This window comes from Paenibacillus diazotrophicus (assembly GCF_042610465.1).
Genome location: NZ_JBGJZN010000009.1, coordinates 182,799 through 203,084, shown reverse-complemented (window position 1 = coordinate 203,084; position 20,286 = coordinate 182,799). Strand labels below are relative to the sequence as shown.

Annotated in this window: 24 protein-coding genes; 3 read left to right on the top strand and 21 right to left on the bottom strand. The window is 50.0% G+C overall.

Annotated elements, in window-relative coordinates; all coding sequences use genetic code 11:
* Positions 1-449: 449 nt before the first annotated feature.
* On the bottom strand, positions 450-1,325 hold the full coding sequence (locus ACAN54_RS27025; protein ID WP_379163020.1) for a nucleotidyltransferase-like protein: 876 nt from the start codon (positions 1,323-1,325) through the stop codon (positions 450-452).
* Between the two features lie 128 nt (positions 1,326-1,453).
* Between ACAN54_RS27025 and ACAN54_RS27020 the strand changes: the two genes are divergently transcribed.
* A complete protein-coding gene (locus ACAN54_RS27020) occupies positions 1,454-1,819 on the top strand; it encodes a DUF2614 family zinc ribbon-containing protein (protein ID WP_379163017.1) in 366 nt (121 codons plus the stop codon).
* Positions 1,820-1,864: 45 nt separating this feature from the next.
* On the opposite strand, the gene ACAN54_RS27015 is transcribed toward ACAN54_RS27020, so the two are convergent.
* The 18 genes from ACAN54_RS27015 to uptA all read right to left on the bottom strand — a co-directional run bounded on the left by ACAN54_RS27015 (position 1,865) and on the right by uptA (position 16,221).
* Complete coding sequence (locus tag ACAN54_RS27015) at positions 1,865-3,586, bottom strand: glycosyl hydrolase family 18 protein (protein ID WP_379163014.1); 1,722 nt, start codon at positions 3,584-3,586, stop codon at positions 1,865-1,867.
* Positions 3,587-3,789: 203 nt separating this feature from the next.
* A complete protein-coding gene (gene perR / locus ACAN54_RS27010; RefSeq protein ID WP_379163011.1) occupies positions 3,790-4,227 on the bottom strand; it encodes a peroxide-responsive transcriptional repressor PerR in 438 nt (145 codons plus the stop codon).
* Positions 4,228-4,349: 122 nt separating this feature from the next.
* A complete protein-coding gene (locus tag ACAN54_RS27005) occupies positions 4,350-6,275 on the bottom strand; it encodes a DUF4097 family beta strand repeat-containing protein (protein ID WP_379163009.1) in 1,926 nt (641 codons plus the stop codon).
* Between the two features lie 41 nt (positions 6,276-6,316).
* Positions 6,317-6,787: a GNAT family N-acetyltransferase gene (locus tag ACAN54_RS27000; RefSeq protein WP_379163006.1), complete on the bottom strand. Its 471-nt coding sequence runs from the start codon at positions 6,785-6,787 to the stop codon at positions 6,317-6,319.
* 100 nt (positions 6,788-6,887) lie between these two features.
* Complete coding sequence (gene gatB, locus ACAN54_RS26995; protein ID WP_379163003.1) at positions 6,888-8,333, bottom strand: Asp-tRNA(Asn)/Glu-tRNA(Gln) amidotransferase subunit GatB; 1,446 nt, start codon at positions 8,331-8,333, stop codon at positions 6,888-6,890.
* Between the two features lie 24 nt (positions 8,334-8,357).
* Complete coding sequence (gene gatA, locus ACAN54_RS26990; protein ID WP_379163000.1) at positions 8,358-9,815, bottom strand: Asp-tRNA(Asn)/Glu-tRNA(Gln) amidotransferase subunit GatA; 1,458 nt, start codon at positions 9,813-9,815, stop codon at positions 8,358-8,360.
* Between the two features lie 23 nt (positions 9,816-9,838).
* Positions 9,839-10,126 carry an Asp-tRNA(Asn)/Glu-tRNA(Gln) amidotransferase subunit GatC gene (gene gatC, locus ACAN54_RS26985; protein ID WP_379162997.1) on the bottom strand — a complete coding sequence of 96 codons (288 nt, stop codon included), beginning with the start codon at positions 10,124-10,126 and terminating at the stop codon, positions 9,839-9,841.
* A gap of 335 nt (positions 10,127-10,461) precedes the next feature.
* Positions 10,462-10,845: an ATPase gene (locus ACAN54_RS26980; RefSeq protein ID WP_379162994.1), complete on the bottom strand. Its 384-nt coding sequence runs from the start codon at positions 10,843-10,845 to the stop codon at positions 10,462-10,464.
* 158 nt (positions 10,846-11,003) lie between these two features.
* Positions 11,004-11,774 (bottom strand): ABC transporter permease, encoded by a 771-nt coding sequence (locus tag ACAN54_RS26975; protein ID WP_379162991.1) that lies wholly within the window; start codon positions 11,772-11,774, stop codon positions 11,004-11,006.
* Positions 11,771-12,682 (bottom strand): ABC transporter ATP-binding protein, encoded by a 912-nt coding sequence (locus ACAN54_RS26970; protein WP_379162988.1) that lies wholly within the window; start codon positions 12,680-12,682, stop codon positions 11,771-11,773. Before ACAN54_RS26970 ends, ACAN54_RS26975 begins: the two co-directional genes overlap by 4 nt.
* Entirely contained in the window at positions 12,682-12,873 is a 192-nt protein-coding gene (locus tag ACAN54_RS26965) for a PLD nuclease N-terminal domain-containing protein (protein WP_379162986.1), read from the bottom strand. The genes ACAN54_RS26970 and ACAN54_RS26965 overlap by 1 nt, the downstream gene beginning before the upstream one ends.
* Positions 12,874-12,921: 48 nt before the next feature.
* Positions 12,922-13,143 (bottom strand): hypothetical protein, encoded by a 222-nt coding sequence (locus ACAN54_RS26960; protein ID WP_379162983.1) that lies wholly within the window; start codon positions 13,141-13,143, stop codon positions 12,922-12,924.
* Entirely contained in the window at positions 13,140-13,466 is a 327-nt protein-coding gene (locus ACAN54_RS26955) for a DUF5345 family protein (RefSeq protein ID WP_379162980.1), read from the bottom strand. Before ACAN54_RS26955 ends, ACAN54_RS26960 begins: the two co-directional genes overlap by 4 nt.
* Positions 13,447-13,989 (bottom strand): RNA polymerase sigma factor SigY, encoded by a 543-nt coding sequence (gene sigY / locus ACAN54_RS26950; protein WP_379162977.1) that lies wholly within the window; start codon positions 13,987-13,989, stop codon positions 13,447-13,449. Before sigY ends, ACAN54_RS26955 begins: the two co-directional genes overlap by 20 nt.
* Positions 13,990-14,047: 58 nt before the next feature.
* On the bottom strand, positions 14,048-14,224 hold the full coding sequence (locus ACAN54_RS26945; RefSeq protein WP_379162974.1) for a hypothetical protein: 177 nt from the start codon (positions 14,222-14,224) through the stop codon (positions 14,048-14,050).
* Between the two features lie 183 nt (positions 14,225-14,407).
* Complete coding sequence (locus tag ACAN54_RS26940; RefSeq protein ID WP_379162971.1) at positions 14,408-15,037, bottom strand: MBL fold metallo-hydrolase; 630 nt, start codon at positions 15,035-15,037, stop codon at positions 14,408-14,410.
* A gap of 6 nt (positions 15,038-15,043) precedes the next feature.
* On the bottom strand, positions 15,044-15,610 hold the full coding sequence (locus ACAN54_RS26935) for a thioredoxin family protein (RefSeq protein WP_379162968.1): 567 nt from the start codon (positions 15,608-15,610) through the stop codon (positions 15,044-15,046).
* Entirely contained in the window at positions 15,607-16,221 is a 615-nt protein-coding gene (gene uptA / locus ACAN54_RS26930) for an undecaprenyl phosphate transporter UptA (protein ID WP_379162965.1), read from the bottom strand. The genes ACAN54_RS26935 and uptA overlap by 4 nt, the downstream gene beginning before the upstream one ends.
* A gap of 248 nt (positions 16,222-16,469) precedes the next feature.
* Here uptA and ACAN54_RS26925 point away from each other — a divergent pair, with 248 nt between their 5' ends.
* Together ACAN54_RS26925 and ACAN54_RS26920 are read left to right on the top strand one after the other, a co-directional pair.
* On the top strand, positions 16,470-16,799 hold the full coding sequence (locus ACAN54_RS26925; RefSeq protein WP_379163043.1) for an autorepressor SdpR family transcription factor: 330 nt from the start codon (positions 16,470-16,472) through the stop codon (positions 16,797-16,799).
* Position 16,800: 1 nt separating this feature from the next.
* Entirely contained in the window at positions 16,801-17,454 is a 654-nt protein-coding gene (locus tag ACAN54_RS26920) for an SdpI family protein (protein ID WP_379162962.1), read from the top strand.
* A gap of 131 nt (positions 17,455-17,585) precedes the next feature.
* Here the strand turns inward: ACAN54_RS26920 and ACAN54_RS26915 are convergent, their stop codons facing one another.
* Positions 17,586-18,581: a hypothetical protein gene (locus ACAN54_RS26915; protein WP_379162959.1), complete on the bottom strand. Its 996-nt coding sequence runs from the start codon at positions 18,579-18,581 to the stop codon at positions 17,586-17,588.
* On the bottom strand, positions 18,511-19,176 hold the full coding sequence (locus ACAN54_RS29930) for an O-antigen ligase family protein (protein ID WP_489685753.1): 666 nt from the start codon (positions 19,174-19,176) through the stop codon (positions 18,511-18,513). Before ACAN54_RS29930 ends, ACAN54_RS26915 begins: the two co-directional genes overlap by 71 nt.
* Positions 19,177-20,286: the final 1,110 nt, after the last annotated feature.

Genomic DNA, 20,286 nt, shown 5'->3' with positions numbered 1-20,286 from the left:
TAGGCACGCCGCCAGCGTTCGTCCTGAGCCAGGATCAAACTCTCCAAATTGGTATTTAGAAAGAGCGATTGCTCATTTTGAAACACCTGACGAGAATTTGCATTCTCTATTTTGGATCTCACTTGCGTGAAATCCCACTCACTCGTTGTTCAGTTTTCAAAGATCAAGTTCTCTTTTTTCTCCATCGTTGCTTGTCAGCAGCGACCTTTATAATATATCACAGCGCCCTCAATTTAGTCAACCTTTTTTTGATTTTTCTTTTTCGGTTATCTTACGCATGTTTTGAAGCTACTCACCTGCGTCAGAGGGACGAGTTATAATTTAACACAACATCATCATAAGAGTCAACTATAAATATCCCCTATATTGCTCATCTGATGCAAAAAAGAAATCAACAAAAAAAGAGAGCAAATTGCCTCTCCTTAATCTATTGTGATTTTCTTTTATATTTACAAGGTATAACGTACGGTGTGGCCATCTCTGGTATCCTCAGCCCAAGAAGCAATCTCCCTAATCTGTGAACGGGATACAAGCTTGCGAAGCACCAAAGGCAGTTCCGCGCCAAGCTGGCTAAGCCCTGAATGCTGAAGGAGTTCTTTTATACTCCAGGGTTCCTTGCGGCTGCCGAGAATATTCAAAAGTATGGTACAGCAATCCGACATCTTGGACATAATGGCAAATTCGCAGGCCAGCAGAATAAGCTCCACTCTCTGATTCAGTGTCTCAGTACTGACAGTCAGTTCTTCGTATAGCTTATGAACGGATGAATTGAGGCCTTTAACTTGCTCCCATACTGCAGGATCAGGAAAACATCCCGCTTCACTAACTTCTAACCGCGCCCAATGGTACAAAGCAATCAATACACAGTTATAGGCATCCATAGTGAAACCTGCTTCCATGTACCGCTTGGATTTCACGTACATATGCAGAAACCTGGAGAACTCCATAAACAGTATGCGTTCCTTAAGGGGTCCCTGAAACTGGATAATCTCCCGGCGCATTTCGCCTAGAATTCCCTTAGGGTCCCAGATGACATCACCCGCTATCAGACTGGTAAGAAGCTCATTGTTATCCCCAGCCATAACCGCTCTTTCAAGAGCAGAAAGACCAACATGCACTGACTGTGTACGTCGCTCTCCGGCTATCGTGTGAGTAATAATACGTTCCTTCTCTTGCTCCTCATGGAGCATTAGCACCACCACATCAAAATCATGAAGAAGCGCGCTCTGAAACGGAGCATTGCCTGTCTGATGAAGAGCTACAGCGCCAAGAACGTTTTCGTCAAATGTTTCTCCACTAAATAAGGTCAAATTGGATAGTTCCATACTTCCCTCCATCAAATTTGGCGAATTTGCGTCTGTCAGTTATAATTCTCTTAAATATTAATATTCTACATAGTCAAATCAGTTCCTCCTGGAGAACCGAACTATATTTCAGTTAGGAGCAAATACTCATGAAGTTTAAATCGGCTAAAATCAATGCTTTTCGCACTTGGGGGCTGTTGCTTACTATGCTCGGAATGGGTCTAATGATCCTGGGAACAGCGGGTATTGTATTCTGGGGTTCGGCCGGAAAGGTTGTTGCCGCAATTGGCCTTGTCATTGGTTTGATCTCTATGATGGCCAGTCTGGCGATCTATTTTTGGGCAGGCATGCTTTCAACGAGTGCAGTTCAGGTGGAATGTCCTGAATGCCGCAAGCTGACCAAAATGCTGGGTAAAACGGACCGATGTATGTTCTGTCATACTATCCTTACGATGGACCCTGCTCATGCAACGATCACCGCGGAGCAGCTTGAAGGACAGCAGCTCAAACATTAAAAACAGGGGTTCCTTAAGGAACCCCTGTTCTATGTCTGCCATAATCTATTCATTGATCTTCTGCAACGTTTCCCATGCTTCCGGTACGGCAAAGCTCCGGTTCCAGGAACCAATGCCTCCGAGCGCAAAAGTCTGGGCCAGTTCGACCCTCGCTTTTAACGAAACCTTGTCTTCTATCCATATCTTCCGAAGAACTCCGTCTTCCGTGTACTCCACATAATTCTGTCCTGTACTCTTATCAAGCACTGGGGTCAGCTTCTTCTCGGCTAGAATTTCCTGGACGGCATTCATACTGACGGCTTTGGAACTAACTTTGGTTTTTCCGTTCACAGTAGTTTCGGACCAAATACGGGTATATAGAGGAATACCCAGTATCAGCTTCTCAGCCGGAACATCGTCCTCCTCCAGGATACGGCTTACAGAACTCTCAACCCATGGCAATGAAGCAACAGAACCTGCAGTAGGACTGGATGCCCAATGTTCATCATAAGCCATAACAATCAGGAAGTCCGTAACGGCACTAAGCGCTCTGCGGTCCAAAAAGAGTGACCACATCTCACTGTTCGATTTTGGAGTTACATCCATGGAGACAATGAGATTTTTGGCCTGGGCCATGGGCTTCAGTTCCCGCATGAATTGAGTAACATTCTCTCCATCTTTGGTGTAGACATTTTCAAAGTCGATATTTATCCCATCCAGGCCATAAAGATCGGCATACTCCAGCATCTGTACGATGGTATTCATCCGTTTCTCATAATTAGAGAGTGCCTCTGTGGTAAGATCTGCATTAAAGCTGTTGGTCAGCAGCCCCCAAACCTCCATCCCTTGCTTATGTGCCCACTGAACATAGGCGCCGTCAGCTTTGCTACGCACGTTGCCTGCAGGATCAACAATTTCGAACCAGGTAGGACTGACAACATTAACCCCAGGAAGATCACCGAACTTAGAAGGGTTGGGCTTTCGATCGTATACAGCCTCCCAGAACAGATTCACTGGCTTGCCTTTCCAGCTGCGTTCTGCCCGCGAAGGAGTAACCGGTTTTGCACCGACTTTCTTTTCTCCATCCCTGATAATATCACTTGCCTTGACGTAGCCCGTGAATCCGCTGGTCATCTGTACATACAGCCATTCTTTGTTGTCCGAGTTCCAGATTCTTACCTCAGTTCCAGGGGGCATGTCGGCAATAATTGGAGCATGAATGGTCGCTTTACTGCGTAGAGCTTTTGTTTTATCGCCTTCTTCACCCTTGACTGTACCAAGCGGGACGGTTTCTCCGGCAGTCATCAAAAGAACAGCTCCCGTATCCTTATCCTCTTCCACCTCAAAACCATACAGGTTTTCAAGTGTGTCTGCTGGCAGGTAGGTTACTCCGTTCTTATCTTCCGGGGCCAAACGAAGCTGAAGCGGTTTGTTGTTCAGACTGGCGGCAGTTGTATTTTCTTGCATATATAAAAGTTCATTGTCTGTCGATAAGATAACTGACTTGGTCTCCTCTTCATAGCGGATGGAAGAGTCTACATATTTCTGCAGTAGCGGAAGCGGCAAAAGCAGAGTGTCTCCGGTTCCTGAAGCGGAATAGTCAGTAAGCTCCCCTTTGACGAAAATAGGTTTTTTCAACCCTTTCCAATCAGGATCGATGTGCAGTCGGTTCGGCAATACATAGAAAATTACCCAATAAGCTGCGGCAGCGATGATAACAAGTGCAAATAAACGGCGAAAAAGACCTCCGCGTTTCTTGCCGCGTCTCTGTCTCTGTCTTGTATTCAAAAAAATGTACCTCCAGATCACTAGTAGAATTAGAATGCGATGGACCAATCTTAAGTATACGCTATCTGAGACTCCTTGGTTGCGCAAATCTGCTGGAAGGGCTGGGCTTAATTGATAGGAACGCATAAAGAGTGTCTTTATCAACTTGAAAAAACGTGAGGACTCCGATACCGGATTCCTCACGTTAGTGAATTTCTAACCATTTAGATTGAATGTGTTTCCCCAGTGCAGCATTGGCAGACACCGTATAGTTCCATACGTAAACCATGAATTTTGAACCCTGTCGCCTGCTCGGCACGAAGTTCCACCTCATGCAGCGATGAATAGCTGAAATCCTCAATCTTGCCGCATTCCTGGCAGATTACATGATAATGATCTGATACATTAGCATCAAAACGGCTGGAGTTATCACCGTAGGTCAGCTCCCGGACCATTCCTGCTTCCATGAACATCTTGAGGTTATTGTAAACCGTCGCCACACTCATGCTCGGAAACTGAGGCTCAAGGGCCCGGTAAATATCATCCGCCGTAGGATGATTCATTGCTTCCATCAAGTACGAAAGAATCGCATGACGCTGGGGCGTAATACGGACACCGGTTGTCTTTAATTGTTCCAATGCATGCTGTACGCCACTACCCATCCATGCCACCGCCTTTTAGTAAAGAACATAATAACTCTAAAGTAATTGTAAGACCGGACTTTCAATGTTGTCAACGCAGTCAGTATATTATATTCATTATTATATAATAAAAATTACTTATTTCAATATTTCCTCACATTTAGGTTGCTGTTTCCTTCGACATGCACTTTATACTCACCCGTACCTACTTCTCCAGAGATGTTTTTTTTGTCAATAGTCAACTCGGGTATATCGGAAATAATGTCCCCATAACCACTGGAGCCATCCATGGTGAAGTTCCCGGACATAGGCAGATACAGATCAATATCACCTACTGCGCTATAGATATCCCAGTTCCCTCCGAAGTCGGGAGACCGAACCTCAATTTTACCATTAAGGGATTCGGCATGAAGCTTAGATCTGGCCCCACTAATCTCCAGGTTACCATTCTTGCTGGACAGGTCCATCTCGTCTCCGTTATCTACAGCCGAAATATTGCCCACCGCTGTTGAAAGCTTGAGAGCCCCCGATACAGCCCAGGCAGCTATATCCCCGCCGTTTGTCGTCAAATCCACTGTTCCCTGAACTGTTCTGGCACGAACCGCACCATTCAGCGTCTTTCCTTTGACATCGCCAAAAATACGGTGGAGAATTAATGATCCGTTTCCGGTCTCCAGGTTAATATTTTCGATAGCCTCCACATTCTGCAAGGTAATGCCGCCATTCATCGTACGTATCTGCAGATTAAACCGGCGGTCTTCAGGTAAGGAGATGTCCAGGTCCATCCGCGGCTGACGCTTGCCGGAATCTCCATATGCCTTGCTCTTAGGAGTGATCGTGATTGTGGCGCCTTCCGTCACTTCTACAAAGGACTGTTCAGAGATAGCCTCTGCAACCGCCCCTTCCAGCTGATCAACCCAAACGGTTGTTGCAATTTCGATGTCTTCTACAGGTGCACGATGAACCAGAATATCCCCATTGATGCCATCCACAGTGATTTTGGAAGTCCCCAGTTCAACTGGAACTACAAGCGGAGCTTTCTCGAACTTGCTTCCCTTGGCTTCCCCGTAATCCACAGCCGCAACGGTCAAATTAAGACTCACCCTGTTCCATAGATGGAGATAATGCTCCTGTTGTGAGACCATAAACACACTCGCTGCGAGAATGACAGCGGATAGCAGTCCGCGCAAATCCATTCGTGAGCGGGCCCGATTCCGAGCTTGTCCATACTGCCGGGCAGAGAAGTAAATGAGCAGATACTCCAATCCCCAAAGTACCACTACGAGTGGCCACCATTTCAATAGAAGCAGCATATTATCGGTTCCGTTTCTCCAGTCCAGAAATAACAGAACTCCAACCGTTATCAGCAATATAGAAGCCGTGTACCTGCCCACTCTCCGGCTTCTCCGTTCATTGCCATTCTGCCAGGAGAGGCTTTTGGCGATCTCCCGAACGGCAAGCCCTATTCCACAAACTGCCAGGAGCGCTGCAACCGTTACACTAGCATGATGCTCAATGAAGTTTTGCAGCCATGCTGGTTTTTGCCGAAACAGGAACAGTAATGTTCCGCCCAGCAGCAGCATTAGTCCAAATGAAATCCCAGGCTCTGTAACCAGACGGCGACGTTTTCCATTCGATTCAGGGAGAGCCGGCATTTCAGGATCCAACTCTTCAGGCAAACGTAAAATACGGTCTGCAGACTGCAGCACATCGAACACATTGTAGAAATACAACACTGGGATCATCAAAGCCAACAGAATTAAGAGGGGAACATTAATCTGCATGCCAATCGATGAGAAGTAGATCAGCGCAGCGATATCCAGCAGAATAATGAAAATAAAAGCAATGCCTTTACGAAGCAGCCCGAAGTAGATATGACCCGTGCCAGGGATAAGCGCTGCCAAAAGTCCGGCAATGAATTTGCGTTTGCGGCGGGGACGGCGCTTCAGGCGCGGGGGAATTAAAGGCTGTTTCTGCTCCTGCACGACGTCTCCTGCCTGTACGGCAGAACTATGCTCCCCCGCCTCACTGTTGGGAAGCATAGCAGAATCATTGTGCTCGGGACTCATTGTGGGACTCCTCCTGTCATCGAGACTATGGTTATTGTTCATCAAAGCCGTCCGTTCCGGTGAAATTCAATTAACTCTACTCCAGGTGCTACCTCTTCTACTGCGACTGGAACAAAATCATATTTGGTATAGAGTGTAACAGCCGGAATATTAAGCTTGCCTGTAGAGACGATAAATTGTTCCATGCCCCGGTATAGATCAAAGATATACTCTAAAAGATTACCCGCCACCCCCAGGCGGAAAAAATCAGGATTCACCATCATTCGGGTCACTGTCAGCTTACCCGGCGATTCTTCCAGGACGGCAACAGCCCCCATCAAATCCCCATAATCGTCGAACCTGCCATAAAACAGCTCTTCAGAGCGGCTCAGCATGTCTCTGGTCTCCAGTAGCGGCGGGATTTCATGGAACCCTATAATCTCAGCCTCCAGCCTGTATGCCTTGTGTTGAAGGCTCCACACCTCACTTAGTGTATCCCCGTCCTGAAGATCCAGCTTGATTATTTTGTTCATGCGCACATTCCCCTTATATGCCGCGAAAGGCCTGCCGTTGCCGACAAGCCCTAGCGCTTATGCTTCTAATGTAGATATATTACCCTGAAAGTGGATACGCTCAGCCGTTCAGTACTTCAGCGAGCAACGTGTTTACAAGGCCTGGATTCGCTTTTCCTTTGCTTTCTTTCATAACCTGGCCTACAAGGAAGCCTATCGCCTTTTGTTTGCCGGCCTTATAGTCCTCAACGGACTGGGGATTGGCAGCTACAACCGCTTCAACGATCTGCTTGATTGCTCCCTCATCACTGATTTGAACGAGGCCCTTCTCTTCAACGATGGCAGCCGGGAGCTTCCCGCTCTCCAGCATCTCCTTGAAGACCGTTTTGGCAATTTTACTGCTAATAGTTCCTTGAGCAATCAGACCAATCATCTCACCCAATCCTTGCGGCGTGATCTTTACCTGTGACAGCTCCAGCCCGCCACCGTTCAGATATGCCAGCAAATCCCCCATCATCCAGTTGGCAACCGCTTTGGCATCCTTCGTAAAAGCAAGGCTGCCTTCGAAGAAATCAGCCAACGGCTTGGAGGAAGTCAGAACACCCGCATCGTAGGCGGTAAGGCCATATTCCTCACTATAACGGCTCTGCCGTGCATCAGGCAGTTCCGGAATGGTAGAGCGGATGGATTCTTTCCAGGCACCATCAATATGCAGCACAATCAGGTCAGGATCCGGAAAGTACCGATAATCATGAGCTTCTTCCTTACCCCGCATGGACAAGGTCTTGCCCTGAGCTTCATCCCAGCGGCGGGTCTCCTGAATTACAATACCGCCATCATCCAGAATCTCTCCCTGACGGAATTGCTCATACTCAAGACCCCGGAGAACACCGCGGAAGGAGTTCATATTCTTAAGTTCTGCGCGGATGCCGAACTCCTCCTGTCCTTCCGGCCGCAGGCTGATATTGGCATCACAGCGCATCGAGCCCTCTTCCATCTTCACATCGGATACGTCGCAATACTGCATAATCGCGCGGATTTTTTCGAGATAGGCACGAGCCTCCTCAGGTGAGCGCAAATCCGGCTCCGAGACAATCTCAATAAGAGGTGTTCCTACACGGTTAAAGTCGACCAATGAAGCAAAACCGCCATCAACGTGAGTGAGCTTACCCGCGTCTTCTTCAAGATGCAGACGGGTGATACCGATCCGCTTGGTCTCTCCGTTGACCTCAATATCTATCCAGCCGTTCAGGCCGATAGGCTGGTCATATTGTGAAATCTGGTAAGCTTTCGGTGAATCGGGATAGAAGTAGTTTTTGCGGTCAAATTTGCTGACATCACCAATTGTACAGTTCAGTGCCATGGCTGCTTTCATTGCATATTCCACTGCCTGGCGGTTCAATACCGGCAGGACACCGGGATGGCCAAGACAGACAGGGCAGGTATGTGTATTAGGCGGGGCTCCGAATTCCGTAGAGCAGCCGCAGAAGATTTTGGACTTGGTATGAAGCTCCACATGAACTTCCAGTCCGATGACCGTTTCGTATTTAGCCATATCTATTCTCATTCCCTTAAAAGTTTTGTGCTGCAATTACAGCTGCGGAAGCTGCTTGTGATGATCCGTATGCTGTTCGTAGGCATGTGCAACCCGCAGAACTGTACTCTCATCAAATTCTTTACCGATAATTTGCAGGCCGACAGGCAGTCCTTCAGCAAAACCACAAGGAATACTGACGGCAGGAATGCCGGCGAGGCTAACAGGAATCGTCAAAATATCATTCAGATACATTGTAAGCGGATCTTCTGTCTGTGTTCCGAGTTTGAAGGCTGTCGTTGGTGCAGTCGGCCCGATGACTACATCGTACTTTTGGAAAATTTCATCAAAGTCCTGTTTAATCAGGGTCCGCACCTTCTGGGCTTTCAAATAATAAGCGTCATAATATCCGGAGCTCAGTGCATACGTACCTAGCATAATCCGGCGCTTAACCTCGGCTCCAAAGCCTTGACTCCGGGAATTGTGATACAGATCAAGCAAACCTCCCCCATCATCGGCTCGTACCCCGTAGCGAACACCATCAAAACGCGCCAGGTTGGAGGAAGCTTCCGAAGAAGAAAGCAGATAGTAAGTAGCAACTGCATATTCTGTATGCGGCAATGATACTTCCTCCCACACCGCGCCAAGGCCTTCCAGCACTTTTAGGGCGGACAGAACGGTCTCACGGACAGAAGCATCTACGCCTTCACCGATATACTCCTTCGGCACAGCAATCCTCAGTCCGGAGATATCGCCTGTGAGGGAGCTGAGATAATCAGGAATATCAACTTTGGCCGAGGTCGAGTCTTGAGCATCGTAGCCGGCAATGGCCTGAAGCACATAAGCCGAGTCCTCTACATTGCGGGTAATCGGACCAATCTGGTCCAGTGAAGAAGCAAACGCAACAAGCCCGTAACGTGAAACCAGGCCATAAGTAGGCTTAAGGCCCACTACTCCACAGTACGATGCAGGCTGACGTATGGAACCGCCAGTGTCGGAACCGAGGGCAAACAGTACTTCTCCGGCAGCCACTGCTGCTGCAGATCCGCCGCTGGAGCCGCCGGGAACACGTTCCAAATCCCAAGGGTTGCGGACCGGGCCGAAAGAAGAATTCTCATTGGAGCCGCCCATGGCGAACTCGTCCATATTCAGCTTGCCGATTGTAACGGCATCTGCCTGGCGCAGCTTGGAGACGACAGTGGCATCATAAACCGGCTGAAAATTGGAGAGGAATTGACTGGCACAGGTAGTGCGCAGCCCCTTGGTAACAATATTGTCCTTAATTCCGGCAGGAAGACCAAAGAGCAGTCCACGGGCTGCTCCAGAAGCCAGCTTATCATCCAGCGCACGGGCTGAAGTCCGGGCTCCCTCTTCATTTAAAGTCAAAAATGCATGCACTTTACCGTCGCGCTCCGCAATGGCAGCCAGGGATTCTTCAGTCAGTTCGCTAACTGAAATCTCTTTGGCATGCAGCATATTATGTAATTCAGGCAATCGATATTGAAATAGGCTCAACATTCTTCCTCCTTTCGCTATAGTTATTCGAGAACTGCGGGAACCTTGAAGTGCCCGTCTTCGTCTTCAGGTGCGTTAAGCAGCGCTTCATCTTGAGACAAGCTCTCCTTCACTACATCATCACGCATGACATTGCTGACCTGTAGTACATGGGTGGTCGGTTGTACGTGATCTGTATCCAACTCGTTCAGCTTCTCAGCATATTGTAAAATAGCATTCATCTGTTCAGTAAGTTTCGCCTCTTCTTCCGGGCTTAGATGCAGGCGGGCAAGCTTGGCCACGTGCTGCACATCATTGACGGTAATGCTCATTCGAATATCCCTCCTGTTTAAAGGGCTAAAGCGCCCGGATAACGTGTTAATTATATTGTAGAAGCCTCTACAATTCAATCTGCTTATCGTTTCAGGGCTAATACAATTGAAAAAGGAATGTCACACAAGCCATGTAATGCTTGGGACACTCCTTAAGGGGGAGCCGGATAAACGGTTGGACTCGGTGAGAACGTTCCCCGGCCTGACCTCCAACCATTAACACTGGGCGTTCCCGTTAAATGAAACTAATTAAGCATAAATACATCATGGAATTCCAGATCCTAAATCCTCATAGATGAGCAGGATACAAAAAAACCGGCTTGCGCCGGCTTTTCTTAAATCCAAGCACGGAGGTTCACCTGTTTGATGAAATCCGCCTGGGACAGGCTTTCCTTAGTGGTTGTCTCTGTCTCAACTGCTTCTACTTCTTCGCCGTTCATCAAATGATGAAACAGCTTCTCATTATGCGTGGACAAAGCATAATCTATTAATGCTTCATGTGTTGCACTCTCAGCCTGAGCCGCCAGCAACTGCTCTTCCGTCTCGACATCCTCAGCTGTAACATAGAAATTTCTGTTGGCTTGTGGAACACGGATGACGTAATCAAAAGCATTGTCGGGATTACGGTCATAAGCAATCAGGTAGCCATAGTCCCCGATAGGAAGACTCTGCTCGAAAGCGTCCGCGACAATGACAATCTTCTCACCTAAACGCAGCATCGCCCTACCTCCTGACCTGGAATCTTTCATAACTCTTACTTGTTCCAACAGTCTACTAAAAAAAGATAGAGCTGTCTAGCACCAGGAAGCGGGTTCAGCCGTTTTTTTGCAGATAACATTCTAAAAATCGATTAAATTCGTCAAATTTTGCATTTTCATTACTCAGGCAGTTTATTCCTGCCCATAAGGAGAGAAGCTGCAGTAATGCATACCACAATCAGAATACCTGCAGAAAAAGCAGGCCACCAGGCACCGAAGCTTCCTTCCGTAATAATTAGAGCTGACTGGGCGGATAGAGCCGCTGGTGTCCAACCTAACTGCGAAGGCAGCAGACTATGCGCGAGCGTCATTGCCGCTGCTGCCCCCAGGCCAAGAAAAGCAGCCGCTGGTCCACGCAGCCATGCGCTGAAGAGCAGCGTCAGTGAGACTGCGCACAGCAGCCACAGCCCATACAGTCCGGCCCCCGCCCAGAGTCTGCTCCAGGAAAGAGCCCCTATCAATTGTTCCGTATAGTAGGCCGCACCTGCTACACCCAGTCCAAGGGAAATCATCAGAGTGGTCAACTGGGCAGCCCATTTAGCTGAGACGATGGTTACCGGGGTTACCGGCTTGACCAGCAGCATTTCCAGAGTCCCTCCGCTCCGCTCACCAGCAAGACTGTTCATCACACCCAGCACAAGGATCAGCATGCCGATAGTACCATATTGTCCAAGAGTCTGAGCCATTACCACAGCCGCTCCCGGCATCTCATAGCTCTCCAACATTCCTGGTGGCACATTCCCGGAAGCTTTGAGAATTTCGGGCATGTAATAGGTTGTGAGCGGCTGCATAATACCAAGAATAATAAATACCACAGGGACCCAGATCAGCTTATAGCTGCGCAAGGCCTCCAACAGCTCTTTCTGGTATAGCGTCCAAAGTCTCCTCATACTCCCACCACCTTCATGAACAAGTCCTCCAGGGTGGAGGAGCCCGCTTCAAACTGTAGTAACGGAATGTCCTGGCCTGCGGCTTCATGAAGAATGGTACGGCGCGCCAGTTCCATATCAGTGACATTCAGAGTGGCGGATCCGGAGGTGATCATTGACTGTTCAACAAATGATCTGTGTGCAAGACCCTGAAGCCATATCAGTGCCTTCTCCTCCATTCCTGTACTCAATCTGATTACGGGCAGGCTGTACTGTGAACGCAGCCTGGACAGTGCTCCCTGTTCTGCTATTAAACCATGGTTCATCAGGATAATATCATCACATATTTCTTCGGCGTCATGCAGGACATGAGTAGAAAAAATAATTGTGGTCTCCTCCCGTATTCCCCGTAACAGCTCTATCACTTCCCGGCGTCCAATAGGATCCAGGGCAGAAACCGGCTCATCCAGAAGCAGCAGCCGGGGACGATGAACCAGCGCCTGTGCCAGACCAAGCCGCTGTTTCATCCCGCCGGAATATCCAGCGATCTTGCGCCGGCAAGCATCCTTCAGTCCTACCTTTTCCAGAACATCCGCTGCGAGTCTACCCGCCTCCCTCGAAGCAATACCGCAAAGCTTCGCTGCAAACACAACATACTCCTGCCCGCTCATCCAACTGTAAAATGCCGGAGATTGGGGTAAATAACCAAGCAAACTGCGGTAATCCATTACCTTACCACCCTCAAAGGAAACCGATCCCGAAGTAGGCTGCAACAAGCCGGCCAGCATACGCAGGGTCGTCGTCTTTCCTGCACCATTAGGGCCCAGTAAAGCCACACATCTTCCTGCTTCAATATCAAAAGAGATTCCATCCACAGAGGAATGCTGTCCATAGACTTTGCGTAAATTGGAAACCCTTAGCAGAGGCATCAGCTTTCTTTCCTTCCGACTGTAAAATAGGCCACACTGCCGAGAAGATTCCCAAAAATCAATATTATAACCCACAGCCACTTAGGTCCCCTTGTCCGTTCTGCCTTGGCCAAAGAAATCAAGCCGATTACAGCCAGCAGTGCCTGCAATGCAAGCAGCGGCCATATTAACCCCCATTTGATCTCATCCATGATTACACTCACCCTTCAAAAACTTCCCCGGAACCACTGTCCGGTTGATCAATGCTTCCTATTCTCTTTCCTCCGGTCAGAATAAACTACAAACAGCAGATAACACAGGAGTGGTGTAGGAAATCCGGTTAACCCCCATAATCCCCAGAACCAGGCCATTTTGCCTTTTCCGCGTTTCGCCGCATCCCGAAAGAGCAGAGTACCCTGCAGCAGCAGTACCACAGCCAGACAACCCCACAACCAATAAGGCACATCCTGTAGTTCCTTCACTCTTCAGTGTCCTCCCGCCGAAGCCTCAGCCGCATAACTGCAAAGGTGCAAAGTGCGGCAACCGGGAATGCTGCCTGCAGGATCCAATACGTTACTGGAGCAAATCCCAAACCAAACAGGACAACACTTACCAGAAGCAGACCCACAAGCAGGAATCTCTGAAACTCCCTGCGGCTCTGATGTTGCCTGCGGAGTGCCTCATTAACGATCAGCTGCTCCAATCCGGGCAAGGATGGTGGGGATATATCATCATACTGTGCGTCCAGCAGCGCCAGGTCTGACGATAGTATCCGAAGCAGTTCTTCATTCTTCTCCATCTTCATCATCACTCAGCTCCTTTCGCAGTTGATGTAACCCTGATGCTACCCTTGATTTGGCAGTACCTGATGGAATCTGCAGAATATCAGCAATCTCTTCATACCCATAACCGTAATAATGCTTGAGCAACACTGCCATGCGCTGAGCGGAAGTCAGACGTGAGAGTGCATCAAGCACCTCGCTCCACTCCAGGTTCCGGCTCTCAAAACGCCACCGGATGGACCGCACTCCCTCTTCCTGCTGTTTCCATTGCTTCTCCAGCTTCCAGCGGCGCTTCTTGTCAATATACAGCCGGGTAGCAATCGTGATCAGCCATGAGGTAAAAGAAGAGGCTCCGTTATAGGCAGCAATCTTCTCCATGCAGCGGACCATGGTGTCCTGGGCAAGTTCTTCCGCAAGCGAAGGATCCATGGTTGCTTTGATCAGATATTTGTAGAGAAAGGCATAATGATCCCGCAGAAGCACAGCCAGCGCGGAAGTATCCCCTTGCTGCGCTCTGATGATCCTATCGTGCGTCCCGTCGCTCATCTGCTCCTCCATCTGTATCATTCATTCCTATGTAATACGAATATGTAGAGCGAATCGTTCATTCGTGGTCCGAATTATTTTGCAGCTCCCACAATCTCCGCCGCCAGGGCTGAATCACACCCTTGCCGTGTGGGAAGCTCCAGAAGAGACATTCCTTCTTATCCTGTGTTTCAGTAAACGAAGCTGGTACAGCATATAGTTCCCCTGTATGGGTTTCCTGTTCAATTATTTTCATCGGATTCCGCCCCCTAATACCCTTTTCCCGTAAAAATAGACAAAAAAAAGAACGCAAACCGGGATTATTCCACAGTCTGCGTGCTTCGCGAGGTTAAATATTACATTTAATTAACAATATTGTAGCAACTTTGTAGCCTCTTGTCCATTAGTATTTTGCCGCTTATTGTCGATTTACAGATGACTACATTGGGACATAAGGATTACGAAGCCGTTCAAAGCCGATCGATGTCCGTGGCCCATGGCCGGGAAATACCCGAACTTCCTCATCCAGCAGGTATAATTTGCCCCGGATGGAATCGATAAGATCCCGCTCCCGGCCTCCAGGCAAATCGGTACGTCCCACTCCCAGCTTGAAGAGTACATCTCCGGAAAAGAGATCATTTCCGCAAAGAAAACTGACACTTCCGGGAGAATGTCCGGGCGTATGCATTACCTTGAAGGTAAGGCCCAGAAGATTCAGTACCTGGCCTTCAGCCAGATCATACTCGGCTGGTTCCGTGCTGATAGGCGGTGTGACATCCGGCCACATCAGCGACCCATTCAGCTTGGGACTGCCCAGCCAATCACTCTCCAGCGGGTGCAGGTATACCGGACATTGCTTGGCTTTGCGTATCTCATCAAGCCCGGCTATATGATCAAAGTGGGCATGGGTGAGGAGAACAGCTTCAATCTCCATTCCCTGGACTGCGCGCAGAAGGGCTGCAGGATTGGCGCCGGGATCAATAATAATGCCGCGTCCGGGATCCGCTCCGGTAAGCAAATAAGCATTCGTCTGCAGCGATCCCAAATTATATGAACGAATATTTAGCATCGGTTCTTAGAATCCGGAGATCAGGCTGCGCAGCTCTTTGGCAATTACTGCGTGTGATTCCGTTCCTTCCCCGTAAGCTTGACCCATCGCCTTGCGGACTTCGGCGATTTTGCTCTCATAGTCAGACGCTTCCCGGTCAGGATTCTCTTGCTTAAACTCCCTCATCAGCGACTGTACATGCTCTGGACGGGGACCCCAATGACCCAGCACATAACCGCCTGTATCAGCAAAAATCACGATCGGCACAGATCTGCCGCCCATGGTCAGAAAATCATCCATCAGATCCTGATTTTCTTCCAAAATCAGCACTTCGGTTTTGATCCCTGCCGTTTCGAGAATACGGAATACAACCGGCACATTGCGAACCACATCTCCACACCAATCCGCAGCCAGTATCAGTACCCGCAGATCGTCCCTGTGGTTCAAACTTTCAAAGTAATCCCGGTCGTCCGCATCTTCCCAGACAAACTTCTCGTACCAGGATTCAAATGCCTGCTGGTTCTTCGTCATGCCTTCCACGAACTGGCGCGGAGTAAGGCCCTGACCGAATTTAGGGGCTACATTCTGCTTCATACTGCACTACCTTTCTTCTTGGATTTGTACCATTTAAACAGGAAGTATATAACAATAATTGCAAGGGCCGCAAGAATCAGCTCATTCGTATACTGGGCAGCTACTTCATCAATCGTCTCCCATTTGTCGCCGAGCGTATATCCTAGATAGACAAACAGCGCACTCCACGGAATTACAGCAAGCGTAGTCAGCAAGGTGAACTTGCCCAGCGACATGCGCGAGATTCCGGCAGGAACGGATATGGCATGGCGCACAACCGGAATAAACCTGGCTGTGAAGATAACACCCGTGCCGTATTTATTGAACCATTCTTCGGAATGGTCAATATGCTTTTTCTTAATAAAAATGTACTTCCCGTATTTCTCCAGGACGGGCCTGCCGCCATAACGGCCAATCCAGTACACAAATATTTGGGCCACAACTCCGCCTACTGTACCGAAGAGAACCGCCCCAAAATAATTAATCTCCCCTTGCGAGACCAGATAGCCGCCAAAGGCCAGTACAATTTCACTTGGGATAATCTCAATCATAAGCCCGATCATAATCCCGAAATACCCAAGACTCTGAATCCATTCAAACAACTGCGAGATCAGATCAGAAATAACGTGCAAGTGCAGCTCCTCCTCCCGTTTTATTCGCGGAATTCGCTTTCCTGACGATTCCACTCTATGTACCCAGCTTCTCCTAGCCTATTCTAGCATATGCAGGCTTACGACTTCTACTTAAGGAAAACTGAAAACCTTGCTGGTATGAAATCAATCAGGTGCATCAGGAATGAAAAAACGCATTGACATTTTTATCCTGAAAGAAATATTATACATTTAGATAATTATTTAAATATCGAAAGGCCAGGTGAATGATGAACGAATCCTTCAAAGCTCTGGCTGATCCGACCCGTAGGCAGATTCTGCGGCTGCTTAAGGAAAAGGACCGTACTGCCGGGGAAATCGCCGATTATTTTAACATGTCAAAACCTAGTATCTCCCATCATCTTAACGCCTTGAAACATGCCGGACTGGTGCAGGACGAACGTCAAGGACAATTTATTCTGTATTCGCTTGATACGACTGTGCTGGAAGAGGTGCTAGGCTGGTTCCTTGAGTTCACAGGTACGGGAAATGAGCGTGAAACGCCAAACCGCACGGAGTCCAAGCCCAAACAGAATAAAGATAATAAGGAGGCCGATTGAAATGAAGGATTTCAAGTGGAAGTGGCAGGACACGATGATTGTCATCCTGGGAGTTCTCTCCCTGGGTTATGCCCTGGCCAATTACAGCAAGCTGCCTGACCAGTTGCCTGCCCAATTCAGTATTAACGGTGAGGTCAACAGGTACTGGAGCAAAGGCTCCATCATCGCTCTGACAGGCTTTATGGGCCTTATCTTCCCGCTGGCGATGCAATTCATCCGCACTATCGACCCCAAGCGGGAGAATTACAGTAAATTTCAAAACGCCTATAAAATGATCCGTCTGGCGATTGCGGCATTGTGTGATATCATGCTCATACTAATTGTCTCCTATGGTCTGGATCAGAGTATTCCTGCCGGCAAAATCGCTATGATCGCTCTGGGTTTGCTATTTGTTGTGGTCGGCAACTTTATGCCCCAGATCCGGGACAACTATTTCACGGGTATCCGCACAGCCTGGACGCTGGCCAGCCCGGAGGTATGGCGGAAGACCCACCGTTTCTCAGGAAGGATCTGGATGATCGGCGGTCTGTTGATGGTGCTGGGGGCATTTTTACCCAAAAGCTTATCCATCAGTATGATTATTGCAGCACTGGTGATGGTCATCCTCCTGCCGCTTGCGTATTCGTGGCTGATCTCTTCACGCAGCAGGGTATAAAACAAAGCTTCAAGCTCTTAGAGAGTGCCATCCGGATAACATCCGATGCACTCCTGTCGCTCAAAGAAAACGATAAGGTATCTGCTTCATTTAACAAGTAAAAGGCTTGAGGCCCGTTATGTCCCGGCGGCTTACAGACGGCTTGCGATCAGGTAATGCCTTGCTTCAGAACGCGCTTCACTTAGCCGCAGGTATAGACCTGCGGCTTCTTCCCCATTGCCGAACCGGCGGTCATTGTGCTGCATTCCCTTGCTACCCTCCCGCTGCGCCAACAGGCGGTACTGCCTCAGCAGCTCCAGTCCGGCTTCTGCACTCCGGCTCGCGCTCAGCCCGTCCCCCCCGCGGAGTGTCCGAACACTCATGGCCAGCATTCCTTCAGCTGCCTCTATACGTTTGGACGCATTAAAATTATCCAGTTGCTGACTTCTCCGTACCCCGTATAATGCTAATCCCGGATGATTACCTCCCAGGGCCCGCTTGGCCAGTTCCCAGTTCAAAAGCGCGTTCGCTGGAGAGTAGTTCAGACTTTCCAAAAGCAGGTCACGTCCCTCATTCCCGGGAAGCATCCGGGATAAAACAGCTGCTGTTATGGGATTGCGCGGGTTCCACTGCAAAGATTGCCGCAGCAGGGAAATCTTGTCCTTACTGTGTGCAGAATTAACCGCCTGCATATATAACGTTTCCCCCTTCATGGCTTGAAAGGAAAGAATGGAAAGTGCCAGAGCGGTACCGCAAACCAGTGTTAATGATGCAATCCGCCACAGGTAAACCAGCTTCGTAAAGCATAAACGACTGGGCTTGGTCTTGGGGGGGATTGGCGAAAGCTCCGGGAGCAATTCATCAGGTAGAGAGTTGGCCGATGCTGGTATGAACTTCATCAATGAAGCAGATCTTATCGGTCTGCCGGTAACGGAAGACAACTTGGCAAATGCCAGTGGCAATTTGGCGGATGCGGGGGAAGCCGGCGGTTCGCCTTCGGCCATACTGTACAGCTTCCGGGCCCGGGCAAGCGCCGGCAGCAGGAACAGCAGCAGCCACATGAGGCCATAGCTCCAGTCAAAATCGACGGCGCTGTGCAAAGCAAGCGCCAGCAGAGACGGCAGCAGCCTTGGTGATGCTGCTGCCACCAGCCATCCTGCTGCCACAAGCAGCAGCAGGAGTATGGCAAGGCCGACACCTCCCAGGTTCAGCAGGAGGTCGAGGTAGCCACTGTGCACCTGGCNGCCTTGGTGATGCTGCTGCCACCAGCCATCCTGCTGCCACAAGCAGCAGCAGGAGTATGGCAAGGCCGACACCTCCCAGGTTCAGCAGGAGGTCGAGGTAGCCACTGTGCACCTGGCTGCCCACATAGGGGCGGGACTGGGCGGCGAGATACGAGCTCCGCCAAGTCCCGCCTCCACGCCCCAGCCAGGGCGCCTCTGCCGCGAGCTTCCAGGCATCGCGGTAGAGCAGTCCGCGAGCGGCGACCGTCGAGGACGGTCCGGTGATCCGCTCGCGTACCTGCAGTAGGACGGCGCTGCCCGCCGCCGTCCACAACACCGCCGCCAGAGCTGCGCTGGCGGCCCAGCCCCTGCCTGCCGCGTCTAGCCGGCGGCAGCACAGCCAAGCGCCGCCAAGCAAGGCGGCGCTCCACAGCCCGGCCAGCAGCAGCAGGCCGGGGGCAGGCTCCACCGCCAGCCCGGCACGGGCCAGCTGGCGGTACAACAGCGCCGCAGCAGCCATGGGCGCGGCGCCGGCAAGCAGAAGCGGCGCGCAGAGCTGCCGCTTCCAGAGCAGGACCGCGGCGCCGGCCAAAGCCGCGGTCAACCACGCGCCGCGCGACTCGCTGAGGAGCAGCGCGGCTGCATAGGGGAATAGCGGCAGCGTGCGAAGCAGCTGTCGCCCGCCCGCAACCCCGCACATTCCGCTGCCTTCACTACTTTTCCGACCCTCCCCCCACTCCCTTATCCCGCTCCTTTCGCCACAATTATGAATACCCAGCACCGCGCCCCTTAACCTTTTCCCGTGTCCACCACTCCATTCCCTAAACGCAGATGCCCAGCCATACATTCCAGTGGCTGCAGAATGATCTACCGCTGCTGACTTGAGGTCAGCCCGTTCCACCAAGGGAGCAGCGGCAAATAGACGCTCCAGCAGAAAAACAGCCATCACCGCGCCAAACGTATTCGGATATTGAAGCAGGCCTGCCAGCCTGGCCCCTGTGGCGCTAATCTCAGCTGCTGAAGTATACATTACTGCATAGGGAAGCCTCATCCCCGCGCATACCGCAAGCAAAGCGCTTAAGCTGACGGCCATTCCTGTTACATGCCATATCGCCGCGAGAAGCCGGGCTCCCTGCCGGTATCCTGCACAGACATAGGCCAATATGGCAAAAGAAGCATAAAATCCCCAGCGGAGCAGCTCATCCAGGGTCCCCTGCGCAGATATGGGATTCCGCAGCCCTGCCCATGCATATAGAACAAACAGCGCCAGCGGGCAGACCAGCAGAATCAGAGCCGCATGATTCCCCGTGGGGATCTCGAATATTCGGACTGTCCCATTGGTCCGCTTGCGTAGTTCAACTACAGCTAGCCCCGAAGCAAAAAGAATCCCGCAACATACAAACCACACCGTAAGAAACGGATACATCTCTCCCGCAAAAAACATCCCTCTCAGCAGACAAGCTGCAAGAGCCGCAGCAAAAACCGCAATTGCACAAACATACCCGATAGCCAGATCCAGATGATTCTGCCGTTCGTTCCACCTCACACGAATTTCCCCTATATGAATTTAGTTACCTTTAGTATTTCCAGATTTAATCCGAAACAAAAGGCAACGCAGCCAGAACAAGGT